Source organism: Oceanisphaera pacifica, assembly GCF_017498065.1.
In the GTDB taxonomy this organism is placed as follows: Bacteria; Pseudomonadota; Gammaproteobacteria; order Enterobacterales; family Aeromonadaceae; genus Oceanimonas; species Oceanimonas pacifica.
In genome coordinates this window covers 92,064-111,539 of the sequence record NZ_JAGDFX010000004.1, presented here as the reverse complement: position 1 = coordinate 111,539, position 19,476 = coordinate 92,064, and the positions used below count along the sequence as shown (strand labels likewise).

The window sequence follows — 19,476 nt, the reverse complement described above, 5'->3', positions numbered from 1 at the left end:
CTAATTACATTAAAGAAACAGTCGTTTTACTTGCTGCAAAAGCCGAACAAAGGGGTGACTCCACCGACACGCTGCAAGCACCTCCCTGTGACGCTCAACACATGACGTCCCTGTCATGTGATGGTCGGTGGAGTTACTCCCTTTATCCGGCCATCAGCCACTGAGTTGCCTGTTAGCAGTCTCAATGACAACGCTGAGCTCAAGAAGAGGCGGCTGAGATCGCATCCCACAACCGTGAATGTCATGGGTGGATTTATGGCGTGTCGTGGGAGGTGACCCAGCTTCCTATTTTATGCTGGTTTTCAATAGAACAAATATTTAGTGTGTTTGGTATAAGAGGATGATAAAAAAGCCGACTACAGAGTAGTCGGCTTTTTTGTTTGCTGATAGCTGACGGCTTAGCGCTGATAGCTATCGGCTATCAGCTATGTTTTAACTGTCGCTACGGCGGGGTGACTTATTACTGCGCGGCGCTTTGTTATTGGCTGAACGTGGGTTTGAATTACGCCCAGCATGACCACGGCCACTATTTTGGCCTCGGCTACCACTATTGCCACGGCCGCGTTTGGCGGCGGGCTTTTCAATTGGCGGTTGCTCGCTATCGGGTAGTGGTTCAAAGCCTGGGAGTATTTCTAACTCTATACTTTGCTTGGTGACGCGCTCAATGGCTTTTAGCAGCGGCTTTTCTGCAAAGCACACCAAAGACATGGCTTCACCCTTAACACCGGCGCGACCGGTTCGGCCAATACGGTGCACATAATCCTCGGCAACATGAGGCAGCTCAAAGTTAACCACATGAGGCAGTTCGCTAATGTCGATACCACGGGCAGCAATATCGGTGGCCACTAATACGCGCAGCTTACCTGATTTAAACTGACTTAAAGCACGAGTACGTGCACCTTGGCTTTTATCACCATGAATCGCCATGGCGGGCAGGCCGTCTTTATCTAGCTGCATAGCTAAACGGTTTGCGCCGTGTTTGGTGCGGGTAAAAACCAATACTTGTTGCCAGTTATGGTGGCCAATTAAATAACTGAGCAAAGCACGCTTGCGGTTTTTATCTACGCCATAAAAACGCTGGGCTATGGTGTCGGCGGTGGCGTTACGCTTTGCGACTTCAATGTGCTCTGGGTTTGTTAATAGGCTCTCGGCCAGCTTTTTGATTTCGTTAGAAAATGTTGCTGAAAACAGCAAGTTTTGGCGCTTAGGCGGCATTTTAGCAATAATACGCTGAATATCGCGAATAAAACCCATGTCTAACATGCGATCCGCTTCGTCTAATACCAGCATTTCAATGCGTGATAAGTCAATAGAGCGCTGTGATACGTGATCGAGTAAACGTCCCGGTGTGGCCACCACCACATCTATTTTTCCGCCTAAGGCTTTCATTTGTGGGTTAATGCTTACTCCCCCAAACATGGCCAAGGTTCTTAAACCTGAATGCTTAGCGTAGGCACGAATATTTTCTTCAACTTGTGCCGCTAACTCACGGGTGGGAGTGAGCACAAGTGCACGCACAGGCGCGCGCCCGTTGCGCAGCGGTGTGGCTTTTGTTTCGCTTAAGCGTTGCAACATGGGCAAGCCAAAGCCTGCGGTTTTACCGGTACCAGTTTGGGCGCCGGCCAATAAGTCACCGCCCTTTAATACCAGCGGAATGGCTTGAGTTTGAATAGGGGTAGGTTCTGTATAACCACATTCATTGATCGCTTGAACGAGCTGGGCATTAAGGCCTAGGGAAGCAAAAGACATGAGACTCCGAACTAAAAAGGTCCTGGCGGACGGCTAAGAGGCATTGCCGAGAGGCAAACTTATAATATGATAACAGAAAAGCACAAAGGGCAATAAGTTTAAGTGTTCACTAGCGCTAAGCCGTCAGCTTTCAGCCTTCAGCGACAGGGAGCATTAGCGCCAAGTCTAGAAAGCTGAGAGCTCTGTCGTCACCGCATATATGTGGCATGACTTAGGTTGGTTTGTTCGGTACTATTTTTTGATTTTTCTGACAGCTTAAAGCTGACCGCCTGTCACTTAGTTACATCTTTTTGTTGATGTTTGGGTAAAAGTCAGGCAGAGCGCTCCGCTCGACTCGCCGCTAAATAGGCCACTCACTTTTTAGCCAACTGCGAATATTCACTGGATATTCGGTCTGGCTAAAAAGCTCATCTAGGCGAAAGAGACTCGCCCCACTGGGGCTCCGCCGCGCCATCCTTGGCGCGGAGGGTCGACGGAGCAGCCACCTTCTGCCTTCCCATTAGCATCTGAACTGACTGTTACTACAAACAGTCGCCACTAAAGCATGAAGAAGAGATAGGAGGCATTGCCGTAGCCAACCGTCAAATGCCAGGGACGGCATTTGCCGAGCGCCGCATGGATGCGGTTTAAGCGAGTTGGCGAAGGCAAGCCTGCTGGCTCTTCCTACACTATGACATTTTACAGACTTGTGATGAAGTGACAGGCTTACCGCTTTAAACAAGGTGCTGGGCGCCGGGCGCTTGTCTTAACGGATTATCGGTAAAAATCATATTGACTCCCCAACTTGCTAGGGTGTTGGCCTGGTGCTGGCTATTAACGGTGTAGCAGTTGAGCTGATACCCTGCGGTAGAGATTTCATGGGCTTTTGAGCAAGTGAGATGGCGATAATCGCAGTGCAGGGCGTGGCCATCGAGAGATTGTAATAACCGCTGCCAATTATGAGGTATGCGCTTAACCAATAAGGCGCGCTTAATCATTGGCTGCCACTGCTGCATATACGCAAGTGTAGCTATATTAAAGCTAGACAAGAGTATCTGTGTTTCTGGTATTAGTCGCTGTGCGAGCACTTGGCTTACCTGCTGCGCCAATGGCAGGGCGTCACCTTGAGCGTATAGTTTTAGCTCTATATTTACTTTTATATTGAGCTGAGCGGCACGAATAAGATAATCCGATAACAGTACTAATCTTTCATTGGCAAACTCGGCAGAAAACCAGCTTCCGGCATCAAGCTGGCTCAGCTGTTGCCAGCTATGTTGGCCGAATAGGCCGCGACTATTGGTGCAGCGGTCAAGCTGCTGATCATGAAACAGCACCACGCGATTATCTTGGGTGAGTTGCACGTCTATTTCTACCCAAGATAAGCCATATTGATGAGCGGCTTCTAACCCCGCCAAGGTGTTTTCGGGGGCGATACTGGCCAGCCCGCGATGTCCGCACTGCAACATATACCCTCCCTTATCATGCTAACAAGCGTGACTTATGTGACTTATTTATAGGTATTAAAATCGTTTTATTATACTTATTGTCTATCATCTCGCTCATATTAAGGGTAAACGTGTATTCGTACAGCAAAACTATTTATAATGCGGCCCCGCTTTCATCCTGAGAAATAGCATGCCAATAATCGATCCTCTTAGTTACGGCCAAAATCAATGGCACATTATTCTGTCTGACTATGATCAGTCGATGCGTTCTCGGATGCGAGATTTGGTGTTTGCTCACAGTTCGGAACTGACAGATAGTTTTTATCAGCAAATGATGGCCTTGCCTGAAGCGCGAGAATTTTTAGAGCATCAAGTGGTTAATCAGCGTTTAAAAGCCTCCATGATACTGTGGTTAAAACAAGCGTTTTCAATTCAAGATACCTCTGAAATAGCAGCAGCGGTTGAGCACCAACTTGAAGTGGGTAAGGTGCATGCGCGTATTAATCTGCCGATTAACTTGGTGTCTTTAGGCGCACGTTTACATAAACGACGCTTGCTTGAATTAATATCAAATCTCTGGCAGACCCCAGCTGATTGGTTACCCGCGGTGCAGTATCTACAAGATGTGATGGATGTTTCGTTAGAGCTAATGAGTTTGGCCTATGTGACTAAATCGGATCGTAAAAGTCGTGCCGATGAAGCCTATCGCTTGCATTCGCTGAGCTTAAATTTATCTGTAGAGCGAGAGCGACAACGGGCGGCACTACTGGATTGGAGTCACGAGCTGATGTTTGCTTTGCACAGCGGTGAAGCCACATTTAAAGGTTTGAGTCGCTCTGAGTTTGGGTTGTGGTTTTATCATCAAGCCATTTCGGTATTTGATGGCGCGCCAGAAATTAATCAAATTGAACAAGTGTTACAACATATTGATCTCGTCCTATTGCCTCAATTACAAGCGTCGGCTCAATCGGGCAATATGGTGGAGAAAATGGCGCAATTACAGCAAGAAGTAAAAGCCATTATTTATTTTTTAACCACATTATTTGACCGCTATATTGAGTTAGAGCAGGGGCGCGATACGCTGACTCGTTTATTAGATAGACGCTTTCTACCGGCGGTAATGAACCGCGAGGTAAAATTATCTAAACGTAATAGTGGCGTATTCTCAGTGATATTATTTGATATTGATCACTTTAAAGCCATTAATGATAACCATGGCCATGAAGGTGGCGACATGGTGTTGCAACAAGTGGCGAATTTAGTGGCAGGAGCCGTACGCAGCAGTGATTTTGTATTCCGTTATGGTGGTGAAGAGTTACTGCTGGTATTAGTGGAAGTGTCGGCAGATAAGGCATTGGTCATTGCAGATAAAATCCGAACCAAATTAATGAATAATCCCTTGAAGCTGCCAGGTAACCAAACCCAGCAAGTGACCATGAGCGGCGGGGTGGCAACTTTTGATGGCCACCCCGATTATGAGCATTTAATTAACCGCGCCGATAAAGCCTTGTATCGAGCTAAAAGCTTAGGGCGTAACCTTTGCGCTGTGGCTGAGTGAGTGACACTCAGGCTGCTCTGAGCTATAAGCTGGTAGCGGTTCACCATCTAGGCGAGTGGCGGGTAAGACTGCAACTTGCAAAGTCCATACTGGTGTCTCGGGTTGGCTTTCTGTGGCGGTAACGGGGTAAATAACGGCAACATTAAGCGCTGGGTTGCGCTGCCTTAAACGCTGTACTGTGCCCAGTCGTTCAGCAACATGAAAGCGACCCACGGTTAGCATAACCCTGCTGTTTGGATGCTGCTGTAAATACTGAGCTATGCTGTCTGCCATGGTGTCATCCCAAGTGGTTTGGGCGGCAAATTGCCGCTCAGTTGGGGCTTGGCCATGATGGCGGTTTTCCATAAAGCGCGCTTTATAAGCATCGTCGTCAAGGGTTAACTTGTCGGCTACCCAGCCACGTTCGCTAGCCGGTAGTCTCGTTAAGTAATCTGGACCTTCTTGGCTAATGCAGCGCACTATGTTGCGTGGTGCGTTAGCGGCAATAACGGCGATGTTCGCTTCTTTAGCCAAGGTTATAAGCGCACGATAGTCACTGCGATAACTGGGCCAAGCTTGGCTGTCTTTAATAAATAAGTCCTCGCCGAGCTCGTTGGCTAAATACTTGTCTACCACCGCTTGGTTGTTGCGGCTAAATTGCTCCATGGCTAAGGCGATGGGCTCTGGTTGTTTAAGCAGCTGGGCAAGTAAGTCGGCTTGAAAGCGGTGCACGCCTTGATGGCCGTGTAGCTCGCCCACCATAATCACATCGGCCTTGGCTAACTGAGCAGCACCGTCAGCGAGGGACATCATCTCTCCTGTGGGGCTGTGCAGTTGATAGTCAAATAAGTGTTCGGCAAAAAAATCTGTGTGAGTGGTGGAAGACGGTGCTTGGCAGCCGGCTAATAATAAGCCTGCCAGTAATATCAATCGTTGCATCAACTAACCTTCATAAAAAACTAATAAAAGATAAAACATAACGTATTATCATATGCATTATGGATCCACTACTTAGTGATAAAAATGTCTCCTGCTATTTGGCTTTCCGCTTTATTCGCCCTGTTTTATTTTAGCTACGGGATTTATCTTCCTTATTGGTCTTTGTGGTTAAGCCATATTGAGGTAGAAGCCGATGTTATCGGTTGGTTGCTGGGTTTGGGCATGGTGGCGAGGTGTGTAGGTAGTTTAGCCGTAATGAGCCAATTGCGCAGCGCGCATCATTTGCTGCCCGCCATTCGTTTATTAGCCGGATTAAGCGTGCTGATAGTAGCTGGGTTTTATTTAAGCCAGTCGCTATGGGCATTGGTCATACTTATGTTGGCCCTTAATCTCATTTATCCCGCACTTATGCCGGTTAATGAAGCCTTAGCCAGTCGTTTAATCCAACAAGTGCGCCTCGACTATGGCAAGTCTCGATTATGGGGCTCGTTTGCTTTTATTGTGGCCAATGTGGCGGTGGGTAGCTTAAGTAATCACTGGGGAGCACAGTGGATTTTACATGCCATGTTAATGTCTCTGGCGCTAATGTGGCTAATGAGTTTTTCCCCCATGACACCCGCCCCTGTTGAGCAACACAAGGAACGTCAAGGTAACAGCGTGTTAACGGTGTGGCGCCAACCGGAAATGAAGCGTTTTTTGCTGGTGGTCTCGCTATTACAGGGCAGCCATGCGTTTTATTATGGGTTTAGTGCCCTGCATTGGCAAAGTCAGGGCTACGCCACCACTACTATTGGCTACTTATGGGGACTGGGAGTATTGGCTGAAATTGCAGTGTTGGCGCTAAACCGACGCTGGTTTGAAGGTATGAGCGCGCAAGGGTTATTATTAGCTGGCGCGGCGTTTGCGTTAGTGCGCTGGGGAATATTAGGAAGCACCACTGAGTTGATATGGTTAGTAGTGGCGCAACTGCTGCATGCGGGCAGCTTTTGCCTTAGCCATTTAGGTGCCATGCGCTACATTAGTCGCGATCTCAAACCAGAAGCTGTGATTGGTGCCCAAGCCCTATATGGTGCACTGGCATTAGGGTTAGTGGTGGCGGTGTTATTGGTCGCTTCGGGTAAGCTATATCCGACTTTAGGCGGACAGACCTTTTGGTTAATGGCGGCGATAATACTCCCCGCTTTGGTGTTGTTACGCCGCCCCTTGCAGGGCAATGCAGCAGAAACGCCGTAACACTAAGCCCTAACCTAGAAGTGGTTGTTCAGCATAATCACTATTACTTATCACATATACAGGAGCGCTAAATGCAGGGCTGGACGGTTATTAATATTGCGCTGGCATATTTGGCGATACTCTTTTTATGTGCCTGGTTAGGGGATAGGGCGCGTATGGGGACCCGTGTTGAGAAGTTGCGTCCCCTTTTGTATAGCTTTTCATTGGCAGTGTATTGCTCGTCTTGGAGCTTTTTTGGCACTGTGGGCCAAGCCAGTACAGACTCTTGGTCTTATTTCTCGATTTATCTTGGTCCCATTATTATGTTTACGTTTGCCGGCCCGCTGATTGCGCGCCTAATTGATGTGGCAAAACGCGAACATATCACCTCTATTGCCGACTTTATTGCGGCCCGCTATGGCAAGTCACAGCGACTCGCCGTCTATGTCACCTTAATTGCTATTGTCGGCATCTTGCCCTATATCGCCTTGCAGCTTAAAGCCATTGTGATGGGACTTAACTTAATGGCCCCCGATGTAGTGGGCGGCAGCGGGCGCAGTGCCGGTGAAGTTGCCCTTATGGTAACTGTGCTGTTTGCGGTATTTATTTTATTATTTGGCACCCGCCATATTGATGCTACCGAGCACCAAAGAGGGGTGATGGTGGCTATCTCACTCGAGTCTGTGGTGAAGCTTATCGCCTTTATTGTGGTAGGGGGCTTTGCCTTATGGTTAGTCATTGCACACCCTAACCAGCAAAGAGTCATGGTCACAGAAGGCTTTATCGACAGTTTTATGCATATCACAGGGGCTAACCTGCTGGATATGGGGGTGTATACCTTGTTGTCGATGAGTGCGGTTATCTGTTTGCCCCGCCAATTTCATGTCACCGTAGTAGAGAACCATGGTCCTGCCGATTTGCGTTGGGCACGGCGATTATTCCCGATTTATTTAGTGCTAATGGGCTTGTTTGTGCTGCCTTTGGCCTTGGCGGGGCAGCAGTGGCTGGGGGCTGATATTTCGCCAGATACCTATGTGATAAGCCTCCCTCTGGCACAAGATAAGCCCGCCTTAGCAGTGTTGGCCTTTATTGGTGGTGCGTCGGCCGCCACCGGTATGATGATTATCTCTATTATTGCCTTGGCTATTATGGTGAGTAACGACTTGGTATTGCCGATGGTTTTACGTCGTCGCCAAGTGCAAGGTGCTGATTTTAATGATGTGGCCCAGCTGCTGTTAACCATCAGGCGTGCCGCTATTATTGTGACTATGGTTACCGCTTGGCTCGTGTTTTTGTGGCTGGGCGACATTGAAAGCTTGTCTCGCATTGGTTATTTAAGTTTTGCCGCCATTGCTCAGTTTATACCCGCCTTAGTCTTGGGCTTATATTGGCGAGGGGGCAACCGCCGAGGCGCCTATTGGGGACTAAGTTTGGGTATGGTGATGTGGCTGCTAAACCTGATGGCCGAAACCGGTATGTTTGCCGGTGATCCTGAAACCAACGTTTTACTATGGATCTTTACGCCGCCGCAGTGGGGGGCGCTCGGCGGTATGAGCTCGGTAACTTGGGGGATTTTGCTAAGTTTATTATTTAACTTAGCAGGCTATGTATTGGGCTCTTGGCTATCAGTGTCTACGGTCAGTGAGCGATTACATGCTGCCGCCTTTGTGGGGCGCCAGCATAAAGATGGCGGAGATGTCTATCAAGCCAAGGTGTCGGTGCAAGAGTTAGAGCAACTGGCAGCACGTTTTGTCGGAGAATCTAGAGTCAGTCGCGCGTTTTCGCTATATGTCGATGAGCACGGCACGCTAGATAAATACGTGCAAGCGCCAGCAAGCTTAATTCGCCATACAGAGAGGGTATTAGCTGGGGTGTTTGGCGCCTCGTCGGCACGATTAGTGTTAGCGTCGGTACTGCAAGGGCGCAGTATGGAGCTGGATGAGCTGGCCACCATTGTTGATGAAGCTGGAGATGTGTTTCGTTTTAACCGAGGTTTACTGCAAGGGGCAATAGAACACATTGATTTAGGCATTTCTGTGGTGGATAAAGAGCTGAATTTGGTGGCATGGAATCGACGCTATATAGAGTTGTTTGGCTACCCTAGTGGTCTTATCCAGATTGGCCGGCCCATTGGCGATATTATTCGTTATAACGCCGAGCGAGGTTTATGCGGTGTGGGTACGGTACAAGAGCATGTAGATAGGCGGGTGAATCACATGAAGGCCGGCACTGCTCATACCTCTTCTCGCACGCGCCCCGATGGTCGCGTGATTGAAATGCAGGGTAACCCTATGCCCGGTGGCGGCTTTGTGATGACTTTTAATGATATTACCACCTTTCGCCAAGCCGAGCAGTTACTCAAAGATGCCAATGTGGTGTTAGAGGCGCGGGTGGCTGAGCGTACGCAAGAGCTGTCTGCGGTTAACCAACAGCTGCTTGCGGCCACTGAGGAGGCAGAAAAGCTCAGTGCTTCTAAAAGCCGTTTTTTAGCGGCGGTGAGCCATGATCTCATGCAACCATTAAATGCCGCTAAACTATTTGCTTCTTCTTGGTTAGAAACCTCAAGTGATAATGAAAGTAAGCGCTTGGCGGGGCATATCGATCGCTCGCTTGCGGCAGCAGAAGATTTGATTAGTGATCTACTGGATATGTCGCGGCTGGAGTCGGGAAAGCTGACAGCTAAACCCTTTAACTTTGCGCTCGCTGAGGTGTTAGATACCTTGCAAGCGGAGTTTGGTGTACTGGCAGAGCAAGCCGGAGGACGCTTTGATGTGGTGAGCAGCCAGTTAGGCATACATAGCGATCCGCGATTATTACGCCGTATTTTACAAAACTTTTTAACCAATGCGATGCGTTACAACTCAGGAGGTCGCACTTTGCTTGGGGTGCGTCATCAGGGAGACGAGCTGCGCTTAGAAGTATGGGATGACGGGCCCGGTATTGCAGCCGATAAACAGCAGACTATTTTTGATGAATTTATGCGATTAGAGCATGGCCAGCGCCATCATCAGCAAGGCTTAGGGCTAGGATTAGCCATTGCCCAAGGCTTAGCCAGTATGCTGGGGCATCGCTTAGCTGTACATTCAGTAGAGGGCAAAGGGTCTATGTTTAGTGTGACTGTGCCCAGAGCTGAGCTTGCGACCACCGCCACTTCTGCCATGTCTACCGCTGAGCCCGCGCCTGTGCGCCATCAAGGTAAGCTTGCGGGCATGCGTATACTCTGTATTGATAATGATCCCGATATTTTGAGTGCTATGTCTGATTTACTTAACCGTTGGGGCTGTGAGCTGCGTTTGGCGGTTAATCACCAAGAGGCACATCAGCATTATGTAGATGGGTTTATTCCTGAGATCATTTTGTCTGATTATCACTTAGATGAGGGCGAAACTGGGCTTGATGTGGTAACCGAACTGCACAGCGCTTTTGGTGCTGTGCCCACCGTGATTATTAGTGCAGATCGCCAACCAGAGTTACAAGCTCAATTGAAACAGCGAGACTTCAACTACTTAAGCAAACCGGTTAAGCCGCTCAAGCTACGATCTTTACTGCAACATCTAGCACCCAATGCGTAACGCTTCCAAGCTTAGCGCCTTTAAGCAGCCATACGCTTTACGCCGAGCGTGGTACGAAAAAAACCAGTGTTTTCTTTAACGTAAAGCGGTCAGCGTTAAACGTAGCGCTTTGGTTTGGAATGGATTGCCACGCTGCGCTTGCAATGACTACGAAGAGGGTGAAGTGAACTGGCTAAGATAAACCGGTGAAGGGTAAGGCGGACGACACGGTTTTTCTTGTTCTGCTCCCTATTCCCCAATCCCTAATCACGCATCAATATCTAAGCTAGCCGCTGTGTTCCTTTAACTGACAGCTTACGGCTTAAGGCTGACAGCTCCCCGAAGGGGCAGTCATTGCGAGGAGTGCAACGACGCGGCAATCCATTGAACAGACAGTAATAAGCTTGAAGCTAGAAGCTTGAAGTAAAACCAAAAATAAAAGTACCGCAGTGTTTTTGTTTAGCTTACCGCTTCCAGCTTTCGGCTTTTTATACGCTTTACGCTGAACGCCTTACGAAAAACCAAACCGGTGTTCAGATTTTTCTTACGGCGTATAGCGTACCGCCTTGTTTAAGGCGGTCAGCGTTAGACGTATAGCTTTGGTTTGTGGTTTCTTTAACTGACAGCTTATAGCTGACGACTTACAGCTCCCCAAAGGGGGGGCTTGGCGCTGCCAGTTACTCTATCTGCGACAGCGCAATGACAGCTTGGGTGCGGTTTTTAACGTCTAGCTTGCGGAAAATAGCGGTCACGTGGGCTTTCACAGTGGCTTCAGATACCGTTAGCTCAAAGGCGATTTGCTTATTAAGCTTACCCTCAGACAACATGGTTAACACCTTAAATTGTTGTGGTGTTAAGCTAGCCAGTCGCTCGGCAATGTTATCTTCTGGTATGTCTTTTAAGCTAATACCGGCAGGAAACCAAGGCTCCCCTTCTAAAATAATATTAAGGGCGCTAACCAAGGTCGGCATCGGCGAAGATTTAGGAATAAACCCCATGGCGCCCAAGCGCATGGCTTGCTGTACCACTGCGGTCTCTTCGTTGGCAGAAACAATAACAACGGGTAAATCGGGGTACTGATGGCGCAGCGACGTAAGTGCCGAGAAGCCACTGGCACCAGGCATTTTTAGGTCCAGTAATAATAAATCTATATCGGTTGTTTCACTTAGTAGCTGCATTAGGCTGGTAATACAGTCCACTTCCTGTAAATCAACGCCATTAACGGCCATTTGCACAGCCTGATGCATAGCGCTGCGAAACAAGGGGTGGTCATCGGCAATAATAATGCGGTAGCCCGTATCCATGTAAATAGTCATCCTTGTATCGATAAAGGTATTGATAAGCAGCATCTATGTGATAGCCACAAAGGTAATAAGCATATTACCTTATTATGATAGAGCCTCAAGCTCAGGCTGAGAACCAGATGAACTTATTTTTCCGTGATCCAGTAAGAGGTTAAGATGAAATTTAAAAAAATAACCGTTACTAACCTAGTCGGCGCGCTCAGCACAGAAGAAGATGCAAGGCTGTGTAAAGATATTCCTGATAAAGATTGTACCGTCATTAAAGGTAATCGACGCTTATTAATCTTTGCGCAAATTGCCACCGCCCTTGCGGAGTTAATGACCAATGCCAAAACCATATTGCCTTGGCTGCTACAGGCAGTGGGGGCGCCGATATGGATTATTGGCTGGCTAGTACCCATTCGAGAAAGTGGCTCTATGCTGCCACAAATTGTGTTGGGTGCCTACGTAAGACGCTTGCCTAAACGTAAAGGCGCTTGGCTGCTAGGCGCGGGGTTACAGGCTGCTTGCTTGATATTAATGGCCATGGTGGCACTGGTGTTCTCGGGATGGCTGGCTGGTCTTTTATTGCTCTTGCTGTTAGCCATGATGAGCATCTCTCGAGGCTTATGCTCGATTGCGGCTAAAGACGTATTAGGTAAAACGGTACCTAAACGTGAGCGCGGTAAGGTAACAGGCGCAGGGGCCAGTTGGGCTGGGGGCATAGGGCTGGTCTTTGGCTTAATACTGAGCCGGTTAAATGATATTCCGCTGTGGGGCTATGCCGCTATTTTACTCGCTGGCGCAGCGGTTTGGGGGTTAGGCATCTTATGCTATTGGAATATTAAAGAGCAAGCAGGAGCAACCGAAGGCGGCGTTAATGGCTGGCAGCATGCGCTAGATAACCTTAAATTAGTACGAGAGGACAAATATTTTGCACGGTTTTTATTAGTGCGCACTTTATTGCTCTCCACGGCACTCGTAACGCCGTACTACGTATTATTAGCCCAAGAAGCAGACGCCAGTATGAAAGTGCTAGGGTTACTTGTTATTGCCCAAGGTCTCGCTCAGTTTTTAAGTAGCTGGATATGGGGGCGTATGGCGGATCACAGTGCGCGCCGAGTGATGCAATGGGCCGCTAGCATGGCCAGTGGCTTAGGGATTTTGGTGTGGCTACATTTAGAAGTGGCGCAAGGTACGCCTTGGTTAGGTTACTTTCCGCTGGTTATTTTTGTATTAAGCTTAGCCCATGCCGGTGTAAGAGTGGGGCGAAAAACCTACTTGGTCGATTTAGCGGGCGGACAGCGGCGCACCGATTATGTCGCAGTCAGTAATACATTAATGGGGATCTTATTGCTGTTAGTGGGTGCCTTAAGTATGTTATTAGCATTATTATCTAACCTTGCCGTTATTTTGGTGTTTTCTTTGTTAGGTGTAATGGGGGTATGGTTAGCGCAGACCTTGCCCAATGTTCAGGCGCAGACAGATGAGGAAAGCTAATGTTTAAAAAAATAGTATTAGGGCTTAGTGTCCTCATGGTTGCAGGCACTGCGGGGGCAAAAGACATCGATCATTTACGCGCACAATACAGCGTGTTAATGAACGGTGATAAAACCCGAGGGGTAAATACGCTTAAAATTGATCGTAATAGCGATCAGTATCAGGTGCGTTTTTCGTTAGCGCATTGGTTGCTCGATGTGGATCAAAAAGCCAGCTTTAAATGGAAAGATTGCACTGCCACGCCTGAATCTTTTAGTTATAAAACCAAGTATTTAGGTACGCGTCATGAAGAGCGCTTAGTGTTTGATAACAATACGCAAATGGTGTTGTACCAAGGCAAAGAAGGCGATGCGTTATTATCCACAGAAGAAGGGGCCTTTGATTCTGTGAGCTTCTTTTTTGAAGCGCGCTGCGATCTTATGGCCGGAAAAACCAGCTTTACCTACCCTGTGGTACGCGACGACGAAATAAAAGACGTCACCTTTAATGTGGTGGGTGAAGAGGTCATTAACACCGGCATTGGCAGCTTTAATAGTTTGATTGTGCAGCGCGATCGGGGTAACAGTAAGCGTCAAACCCGTTTTTGGGTCGCGCCCGAGTTAGATTATCAGCTCGTGCAAATTAGCCACAGAGAAAGCAGCATGCTGTCGGTAACGGTCACGCTTGATAAGCTAGATTACAGCTTAGTTGAATAAGGTGCAGCCATGCGGTAGTCCAGTGTGCAGGATTTCAAAGTACAGGATTTAAAAGTGCAGGGCTTCAAGTTTTTAAGCCGAATGTAGTATGATCTATGCCAATTTATATGCAGCGAACATCTTAAACGGTGCAAGGGGGAGCGGTGATCATACTCGGTATACTGGTGGTGATATTAGTGGCTTGGCAGGTAGATTGGCCTGACTGGCTGGCTGATAAAACCCGGCATCACCTAAGTTTTGGCTCGGCCATTGCACTGGTCCCCCTGTGGATGCTGCAAGCAGGGGTAAAAGAAGGGCTAGAGCTGCACTTTTTGGGCTTAACCACCTTGGCGCTCATGTTGGGCTGGCGAATGGGGTTACTGATGAGCTCGGTGAGCTTAGTGTTGATCACCTTATTTGGCTTTGAGTCTTGGTCAAGCTTTGGCGTGAATCATCTATTAGGGGTGATCCTGCCCATCACTTTTAGTTATTTACTGTTTGTGCTTACCTATAGCTACTTATACCGTCATTTATTTGTGTATATCTTTGTCGCAGGTTTTTTAAATGCCGCGCTGACCATTGCCTTTAAAACCCTGCTGCTTTCTGGCTTTATGGTGTGGACAGCTCAATATGACTGGCAAACTGTGTTAGATAACTACCTGAGTGTATTACCTTTATTGCTATTACCCGAAGCTTTGCTTAACGGCATGGCGGTAACGGTACTCGTAGTATTTAGGCCTAATTGGATGCGTACCTATTTAGACCGAGATTATTTAATCAATAAGTAAGGTTGGCCTTCAGGTCGTTTCTCTGGTCTGATACGCTATATCAAGACCACCTAATTTAATGTGAGAAGTAGATGAAATCCAACACCTTGAAAACATTAGCACCTTTATTGGCATTGGGACTGTTTGCAGCCACACCAGTACAGGCCGCGTTAAGCGAAGCTGATGTTAAAAAGCTAGTACGAGACACCCTGCTGGAGCAGCCTGAAATACTGCGTGAAGCCATTATTAAGTTAGAAGAAAAAGAGCAGTTGGCGCAACAAGCTGAATTTTCTAAACAATTGAAAAAGCAATCAAAGCAGCTGTTTGCTAATAAAACAGACGGCATTATGGGTAACCCTAATGGCAAGCTAGAGATGGTGTATTTCACTGACTATAACTGTCCTTATTGCCGCCGTATGAACCAAAGCTTACAAACGCTGATTAAAGATGAGCCAGAGCTTAAGGTTATTGTGAAAGACTTAGGCATCTTAGGACCAGACTCAGTGCAAGCTGCGCGTCTAGCACTGGCCGCCGCCCAAGAAGCTCCTCGTCAATACGATGAACTGCACCAAGCACTTATGAGCCAACAGCGGGTAAAAACCGCAGCGCTGGCCTCTATTACTGACAAAGCAGGGCTAGACAGCAAGGCGCTACTCAAAGCTGCCGACAGTAAGCAAGTGGCGGATAAGCTAAACCAAAACCTAAGTCTGTTTCGCAGCTTAGGCCTAAACGGTACCCCTGCGCTGGTCTTCCCAGACGGCACTTTAATTCCGGGTGCAGTTGATGTTGCAGGCTTAAAAGATATTCTAAAAAAACAAAAATCCTAAGGGTTTATGTGTAATAAAAAAAACCGGCCAAGGCCGGTTTTTTTATCTTTATTGGTAGAGGCCGCTTCAGCTGGCCGGGGGCGCGCAAAGCGGCACTACAAAAACAGCCTCAATTCTGGTTTTTCTGTAGTCCCACGCTTTAGCTGTGGGTTCTGCGAAGCAGAGTGGTTAGATTTTTCTTTAACTGACAGCTGACGGCTGACAGCTTCCAGCTCCCTGCTTTCGTTTCGCTTGTTGCAGTTTTTCGTAAGTGGCCAGTAGTGCTTGGTGAGCCGGAAAATCGCTCAAGCTTTCATCTGCGCGCGTTAGGCCATGAAAACGTGTTTGGCCTGCAATATTTGCCCAAACCTGCTCGACGGTTTGGGTACTAAACATGCTACTAAATGCGGATTTATACTGGCTAGGATCACGGTCTTCACTTAAAAATAGCTCAAGTGCGGCTTTTAAACAGCGATAATAACGATGGCGCTCATCACTAAACACAGAAGCATTAAAGCTTAAGGTCCAGTCGGCATACTCTAGCGCCACTTCAAGCTCACCTGCGGCCAAAGCCAGCATACATTTTAGCTCACCAATGCGCAGCGTATGCCAAGCACTGCCTTTACTTGAGGCAATGCCAATTAGTTCGCGCACTCGAGTAAAATCATCAAAGCCTTCTTCTTCTAACTGCTCATATAAGGCCATAAGCTGTTCGGCATCAGCATCCGACTCTGGCAGGCTTAACAAGGTAGCGCGCAAGTGGGCGCCCATATTGTTATTGGCCATGGTTAAGTCATCAACCGGATAAATATCCGACATACCCGGTGCTAAAATACGGCAAGCGTAAACACCTAAATGCTCATAGTCGGCGATATAAACTGGCTGTTCTAGCTTATTAAAAATGGCTAACAGGTGAGAGAATTCTTGCTCTGAACTGCCGCTAAAATCCCAATCGACAAACTCAAAGTCGGCAGTGTCTTGAAATAAGTCCCAGCTGATAAGGCCCGATGAGTCAATAAAGTGTGTTTCAAGGTTATGGTGATCAGCCACCTCGTCGTCGGCAAAAGAAGGCGGCACAAATACATCTAACTCTTTTAAACTACGACCTTGCAATAGCTCAGTTACAGTGCGCTCTAAAGCCACCTCAAAACGTGGGTGCGCGCCAAAAGATGCAAAACAAGTGCTGTTTGCTGGGTTAAATAACACCACGCAAATAACGGGGTATTCGCCGCCTAATGAGGCATCAAAGGCATGAATAGGAAAGCCTTCGGCTTCTAATGCAGCAATGGGAGCTTCAATATGCGGGTAGCGCGCCATTACCTTAGCGGGGATCTTAGGCAGGCTAATACGCTCGCTGATAATGCGACTTTTAATGCTGCGCTCAAATACTTCCGATAACCCCTGGGTGCGAGCTTCGGTGCGCGTATTACCGGCACTCATGCCATTAGAAACATATAAGTTTCCGACGATATTCATCGGAATATACACAGTGGCTAAATCACCTTGGCGCTCAAAGGGCAGGGCGCAAATACCGCGATTATCATTGCCCGACTGTAAGTCGATCAACATATCGGCGGTTAACTCATTCTCGGGGTTGTAAAAGCTTCGCGTGTAGTCATCCAGCATCCCCTTAGGCAGGCTGTTATCACTTGGCAGGGCAAACCATTTTTCGTTGGGGTAGTGCACAAAATCGCCGTCAGCAATCTCTTGGCCGAGGTAAAAGTCGGCAAAAAAGTAGTTAGTGGCTAAACGTTCAAAGTATTCACCTAGGGCTGAAGCAAGCGCGGCTTTTTTACTGGCGCCTTTACCATTGGTAAAGCATAAACCACAGCTTTTATCGCGAATATGTACCGACCAGACATTGGGTACCGGATTCAGCCAAGAGGCCTCCTCGATATCAAAGCCAAGCTTGATGAGCTGTTGCTGAAAGTAGCTAATGGAGTCTTCCAGCGCAGCGTCTTTGCTAGGAATGAATGTTTTCATGAGGTGGCCTCGGGTATGAACAAAAAAGGAGGCAGATCCTAACCCGAGGCGATTTTGTGAACAAGTTTTTGTTTCAGTGTGAAGGTATTTTCTCCTGAAACAGAATACACGAGAGTGGCAGGCTAATACCTGTTCTATTTGTTGGTTGCCCAGCCTGGTGACTTGGTTGTTTTATTAAAGCGGAAATAACCAAGGTACGATTAACACGGTAACGGCCATCACGACTATCGCAAAAGGCACGCCAATACGGATAAAATCCATAAAGCGGTAGTTACCGGGCCCCAGTACTAAAGTATTTACCGGTGAAGAAATGGGTGTCATAAAAGCTGTAGAAGCGGCAATGGCGACCGTGACGGCAAAGGGATAGGGTGATGCGTGCATGGCTTGGGCACTGGCTATGGCAACCGGTGCCATTAAGACGGCGGTGGCGGTATTAGATATAAATAAACTAATAAAGGCGGTCGTTACAAATAAGGTTGCCAAGATAACACTGGGCCCAGCCCCACCTAATAAGGTGAGTAGCCCCTCTACGATCAGGTTAATGCCCCCCGTTTTTTGCAGGGCTAAGGCAAAGGGCAGCATGCCCACGATAAGAATTAAACTTTGCCAATGAATACTGCGATACGCGCTATTCATGTCTACACAACGAAACAACCCCATTAATAAGCAGCCTATTAAAGCGGCCAGTACATTAGGCACCACTCCTGTCACCATCAGTAACACCATTATGGCAAGGCTTGCGATGGCATAAGGGGCTTGGCTGAGCGCGGGGGCCACTTCATCTACTTCTGCGGGTAGGCTGAGTACCACAAAATCTCGGCTATCGCTTTGTAAACGTCGTATGTCGTTCCAGTTACCTGCCACTAATAAGGTATCGCTAACTTGCAGGGGTTCATAAATAAAGGTATCGCTAAATGCCGTTAATTGCCGACGTAAACCAATAACGTTTAATTTGCGCTGGCTGCGAAAGGTGAGCTCTTGAATGGTTTTCCCTACTAAATTGGAGTGAGGAGGTAACATCACTTCAGCCACCCCAAGCTCACGATGATGATCAGCAAAATAGCTATTTCCTCGTGGCCATAAAGACAAGCCCAGCTCTTGGTAAGTATCGCTCGCCGACCGCCCTGTGCCTATCCAATCGATGAGCAAGCGATCGCCGCTGTGAATTTCGGTACTGCCGGTGGCACCCAATAAAATTTGTCGAAAACGACGTTGGCGCTCTACGGCAATCACGTTAATACCGTAGTGCTTACGCAGATGAAGTTCATTAAGCAATTGCCCCACTAAAGGGGAGTCGTCTTTTACCCTTAGGCATCGCTCTCGGTCGCTAAACGCATACTCATCAATTAGATCTCGAATATGATGGCGCTCACTTTTGGGGATGGTGCTTGCTGGGCTAGGGCTGAGCCAGCGGCGGATCAGGCGCATATAAACAATGGCCAATAGCAAAACAATCAAGCCTATTGGGGCAAAGGAAAAAAAGCTAAATCCTGTTAAGTCGGCCCGTATTAGTTCACTTTGAATCACCATATTGGGCGGCGTGGCCACCAGCGTCATCATGCCACTGATTAAACCGGCAAAACTTAATGGCATCATTAAACGGCCAACAGGAATATTAAGCCGTAGCGCTATGCTCAGTACCACAGGAATAAAAATAGCCACCACACCGGTGGAGCTCATAATGGAGCCCAAGCCTGCCACACTGAGCATCAGTAATACCAATAAGCGGGTTTCGCTTTGTCCGGCATGGCGCATTAATAACTCACCTAGCTGGTAGGCCACGCCGGTTCTTACCAGACCGTCTCCCATCACAAACAGTGCGGCAATTACAATAACGCTGGGATCACTAAAACCGGCTAAGGCTTCTTCTACGGTTAACACGCCACTTAAGGGCAAAGCGACCAAGATTATTAGTGCAACCGCATCCATTCGGGGGCGGTTACGAATGAATAAGGCAACGGCACTGGCCAGTAGTACTAAAACCCAAACAAGCTCTATATTCATGATCAGATGATTAGACACTAATTAAAAAGACTGCCGTAGCCTAATAA

General features: G+C 47.9%; 13 protein-coding genes. 7 read left to right on the top strand and 6 right to left on the bottom strand.

What is annotated here, in order from left to right:
- Positions 1–432: 432 nt before the first annotated feature.
- On the bottom strand, positions 433–1,749 hold the full coding sequence (locus tag J3U76_RS04565) for a DEAD/DEAH box helicase (RefSeq protein ID WP_208004661.1): 1,317 nt from the start codon (positions 1,747–1,749) through the stop codon (positions 433–435).
- 713 nt (positions 1,750–2,462) lie between these two features.
- Positions 2,463–3,194 (bottom strand): glycerophosphoryl diester phosphodiesterase, encoded by a 732-nt coding sequence (locus tag J3U76_RS04560; RefSeq protein ID WP_208004660.1) that lies wholly within the window; start codon positions 3,192–3,194, stop codon positions 2,463–2,465.
- 169 nt (positions 3,195–3,363) lie between these two features.
- Here J3U76_RS04560 and J3U76_RS04555 point away from each other — a divergent pair, with 169 nt between their 5' ends.
- The gene (locus tag J3U76_RS04555; protein WP_208004659.1) at positions 3,364–4,731 is read left to right on the top strand and encodes a GGDEF domain-containing protein; all 1,368 of its coding nucleotides are present in this window, start codon (positions 3,364–3,366) and stop codon (positions 4,729–4,731) included.
- On the opposite strand, the gene J3U76_RS04550 is transcribed toward J3U76_RS04555, so the two are convergent.
- Positions 4,699–5,649 carry a ChaN family lipoprotein gene (locus tag J3U76_RS04550; protein ID WP_208004658.1) on the bottom strand — a complete coding sequence of 317 codons (951 nt, stop codon included), beginning with the start codon at positions 5,647–5,649 and terminating at the stop codon, positions 4,699–4,701. The two genes, J3U76_RS04555 and J3U76_RS04550, sit on opposite strands and share 33 nt — an antisense overlap.
- Before the next feature lie 84 nt (positions 5,650–5,733).
- Here J3U76_RS04550 and J3U76_RS04545 point away from each other — a divergent pair, with 84 nt between their 5' ends.
- Positions 5,734–6,882 (top strand): 3-phenylpropionate MFS transporter, encoded by a 1,149-nt coding sequence (locus J3U76_RS04545; RefSeq protein ID WP_208004657.1) that lies wholly within the window; start codon positions 5,734–5,736, stop codon positions 6,880–6,882.
- Between the two features lie 71 nt (positions 6,883–6,953).
- On the top strand, positions 6,954–10,433 hold the full coding sequence (locus J3U76_RS04540; RefSeq protein WP_208004656.1) for a hybrid sensor histidine kinase/response regulator: 3,480 nt from the start codon (positions 6,954–6,956) through the stop codon (positions 10,431–10,433).
- A 656-nt stretch (positions 10,434–11,089) separates the two neighbouring features.
- On the opposite strand, the gene J3U76_RS04535 is transcribed toward J3U76_RS04540, so the two are convergent.
- Positions 11,090–11,716 (bottom strand): response regulator transcription factor, encoded by a 627-nt coding sequence (locus tag J3U76_RS04535; protein ID WP_208004655.1) that lies wholly within the window; start codon positions 11,714–11,716, stop codon positions 11,090–11,092.
- Positions 11,717–11,872: 156 nt separating this feature from the next.
- On the opposite strand from J3U76_RS04535, the gene J3U76_RS04530 reads away from it, so the two are divergent.
- The 4 genes from J3U76_RS04530 (at position 11,873) to J3U76_RS04515 (ending at position 15,463) form a co-directional block, all read left to right on the top strand.
- Positions 11,873–13,195: an MFS transporter gene (locus J3U76_RS04530; RefSeq protein ID WP_208004654.1), complete on the top strand. Its 1,323-nt coding sequence runs from the start codon at positions 11,873–11,875 to the stop codon at positions 13,193–13,195.
- The gene (locus J3U76_RS04525; RefSeq protein ID WP_208004653.1) at positions 13,195–13,890 is read left to right on the top strand and encodes a DUF3108 domain-containing protein; all 696 of its coding nucleotides are present in this window, start codon (positions 13,195–13,197) and stop codon (positions 13,888–13,890) included. The genes J3U76_RS04530 and J3U76_RS04525 overlap by 1 nt, the downstream gene beginning before the upstream one ends.
- Before the next feature lie 143 nt (positions 13,891–14,033).
- Complete coding sequence (locus J3U76_RS04520) at positions 14,034–14,657, top strand: energy-coupling factor ABC transporter permease (protein WP_208004652.1); 624 nt, start codon at positions 14,034–14,036, stop codon at positions 14,655–14,657.
- A gap of 71 nt (positions 14,658–14,728) precedes the next feature.
- Positions 14,729–15,463, top strand: coding sequence for a DsbA family protein (locus tag J3U76_RS04515; RefSeq protein ID WP_208004651.1), 735 nt, complete (start codon positions 14,729–14,731; stop codon positions 15,461–15,463).
- A 180-nt stretch (positions 15,464–15,643) separates the two neighbouring features.
- Here J3U76_RS04515 and ycaO read toward each other — a convergent pair whose 3' ends face one another.
- Both ycaO and J3U76_RS04505 read right to left on the bottom strand, forming a co-directional pair.
- Positions 15,644–17,425 (bottom strand): 30S ribosomal protein S12 methylthiotransferase accessory factor YcaO, encoded by a 1,782-nt coding sequence (gene ycaO, locus J3U76_RS04510; protein ID WP_208004650.1) that lies wholly within the window; start codon positions 17,423–17,425, stop codon positions 15,644–15,646.
- A gap of 174 nt (positions 17,426–17,599) precedes the next feature.
- A complete protein-coding gene (locus J3U76_RS04505) occupies positions 17,600–19,429 on the bottom strand; it encodes an SLC13 family permease (RefSeq protein ID WP_208004649.1) in 1,830 nt (609 codons plus the stop codon).
- Between the last annotated feature and the right edge of the window lie 47 nt (positions 19,430–19,476).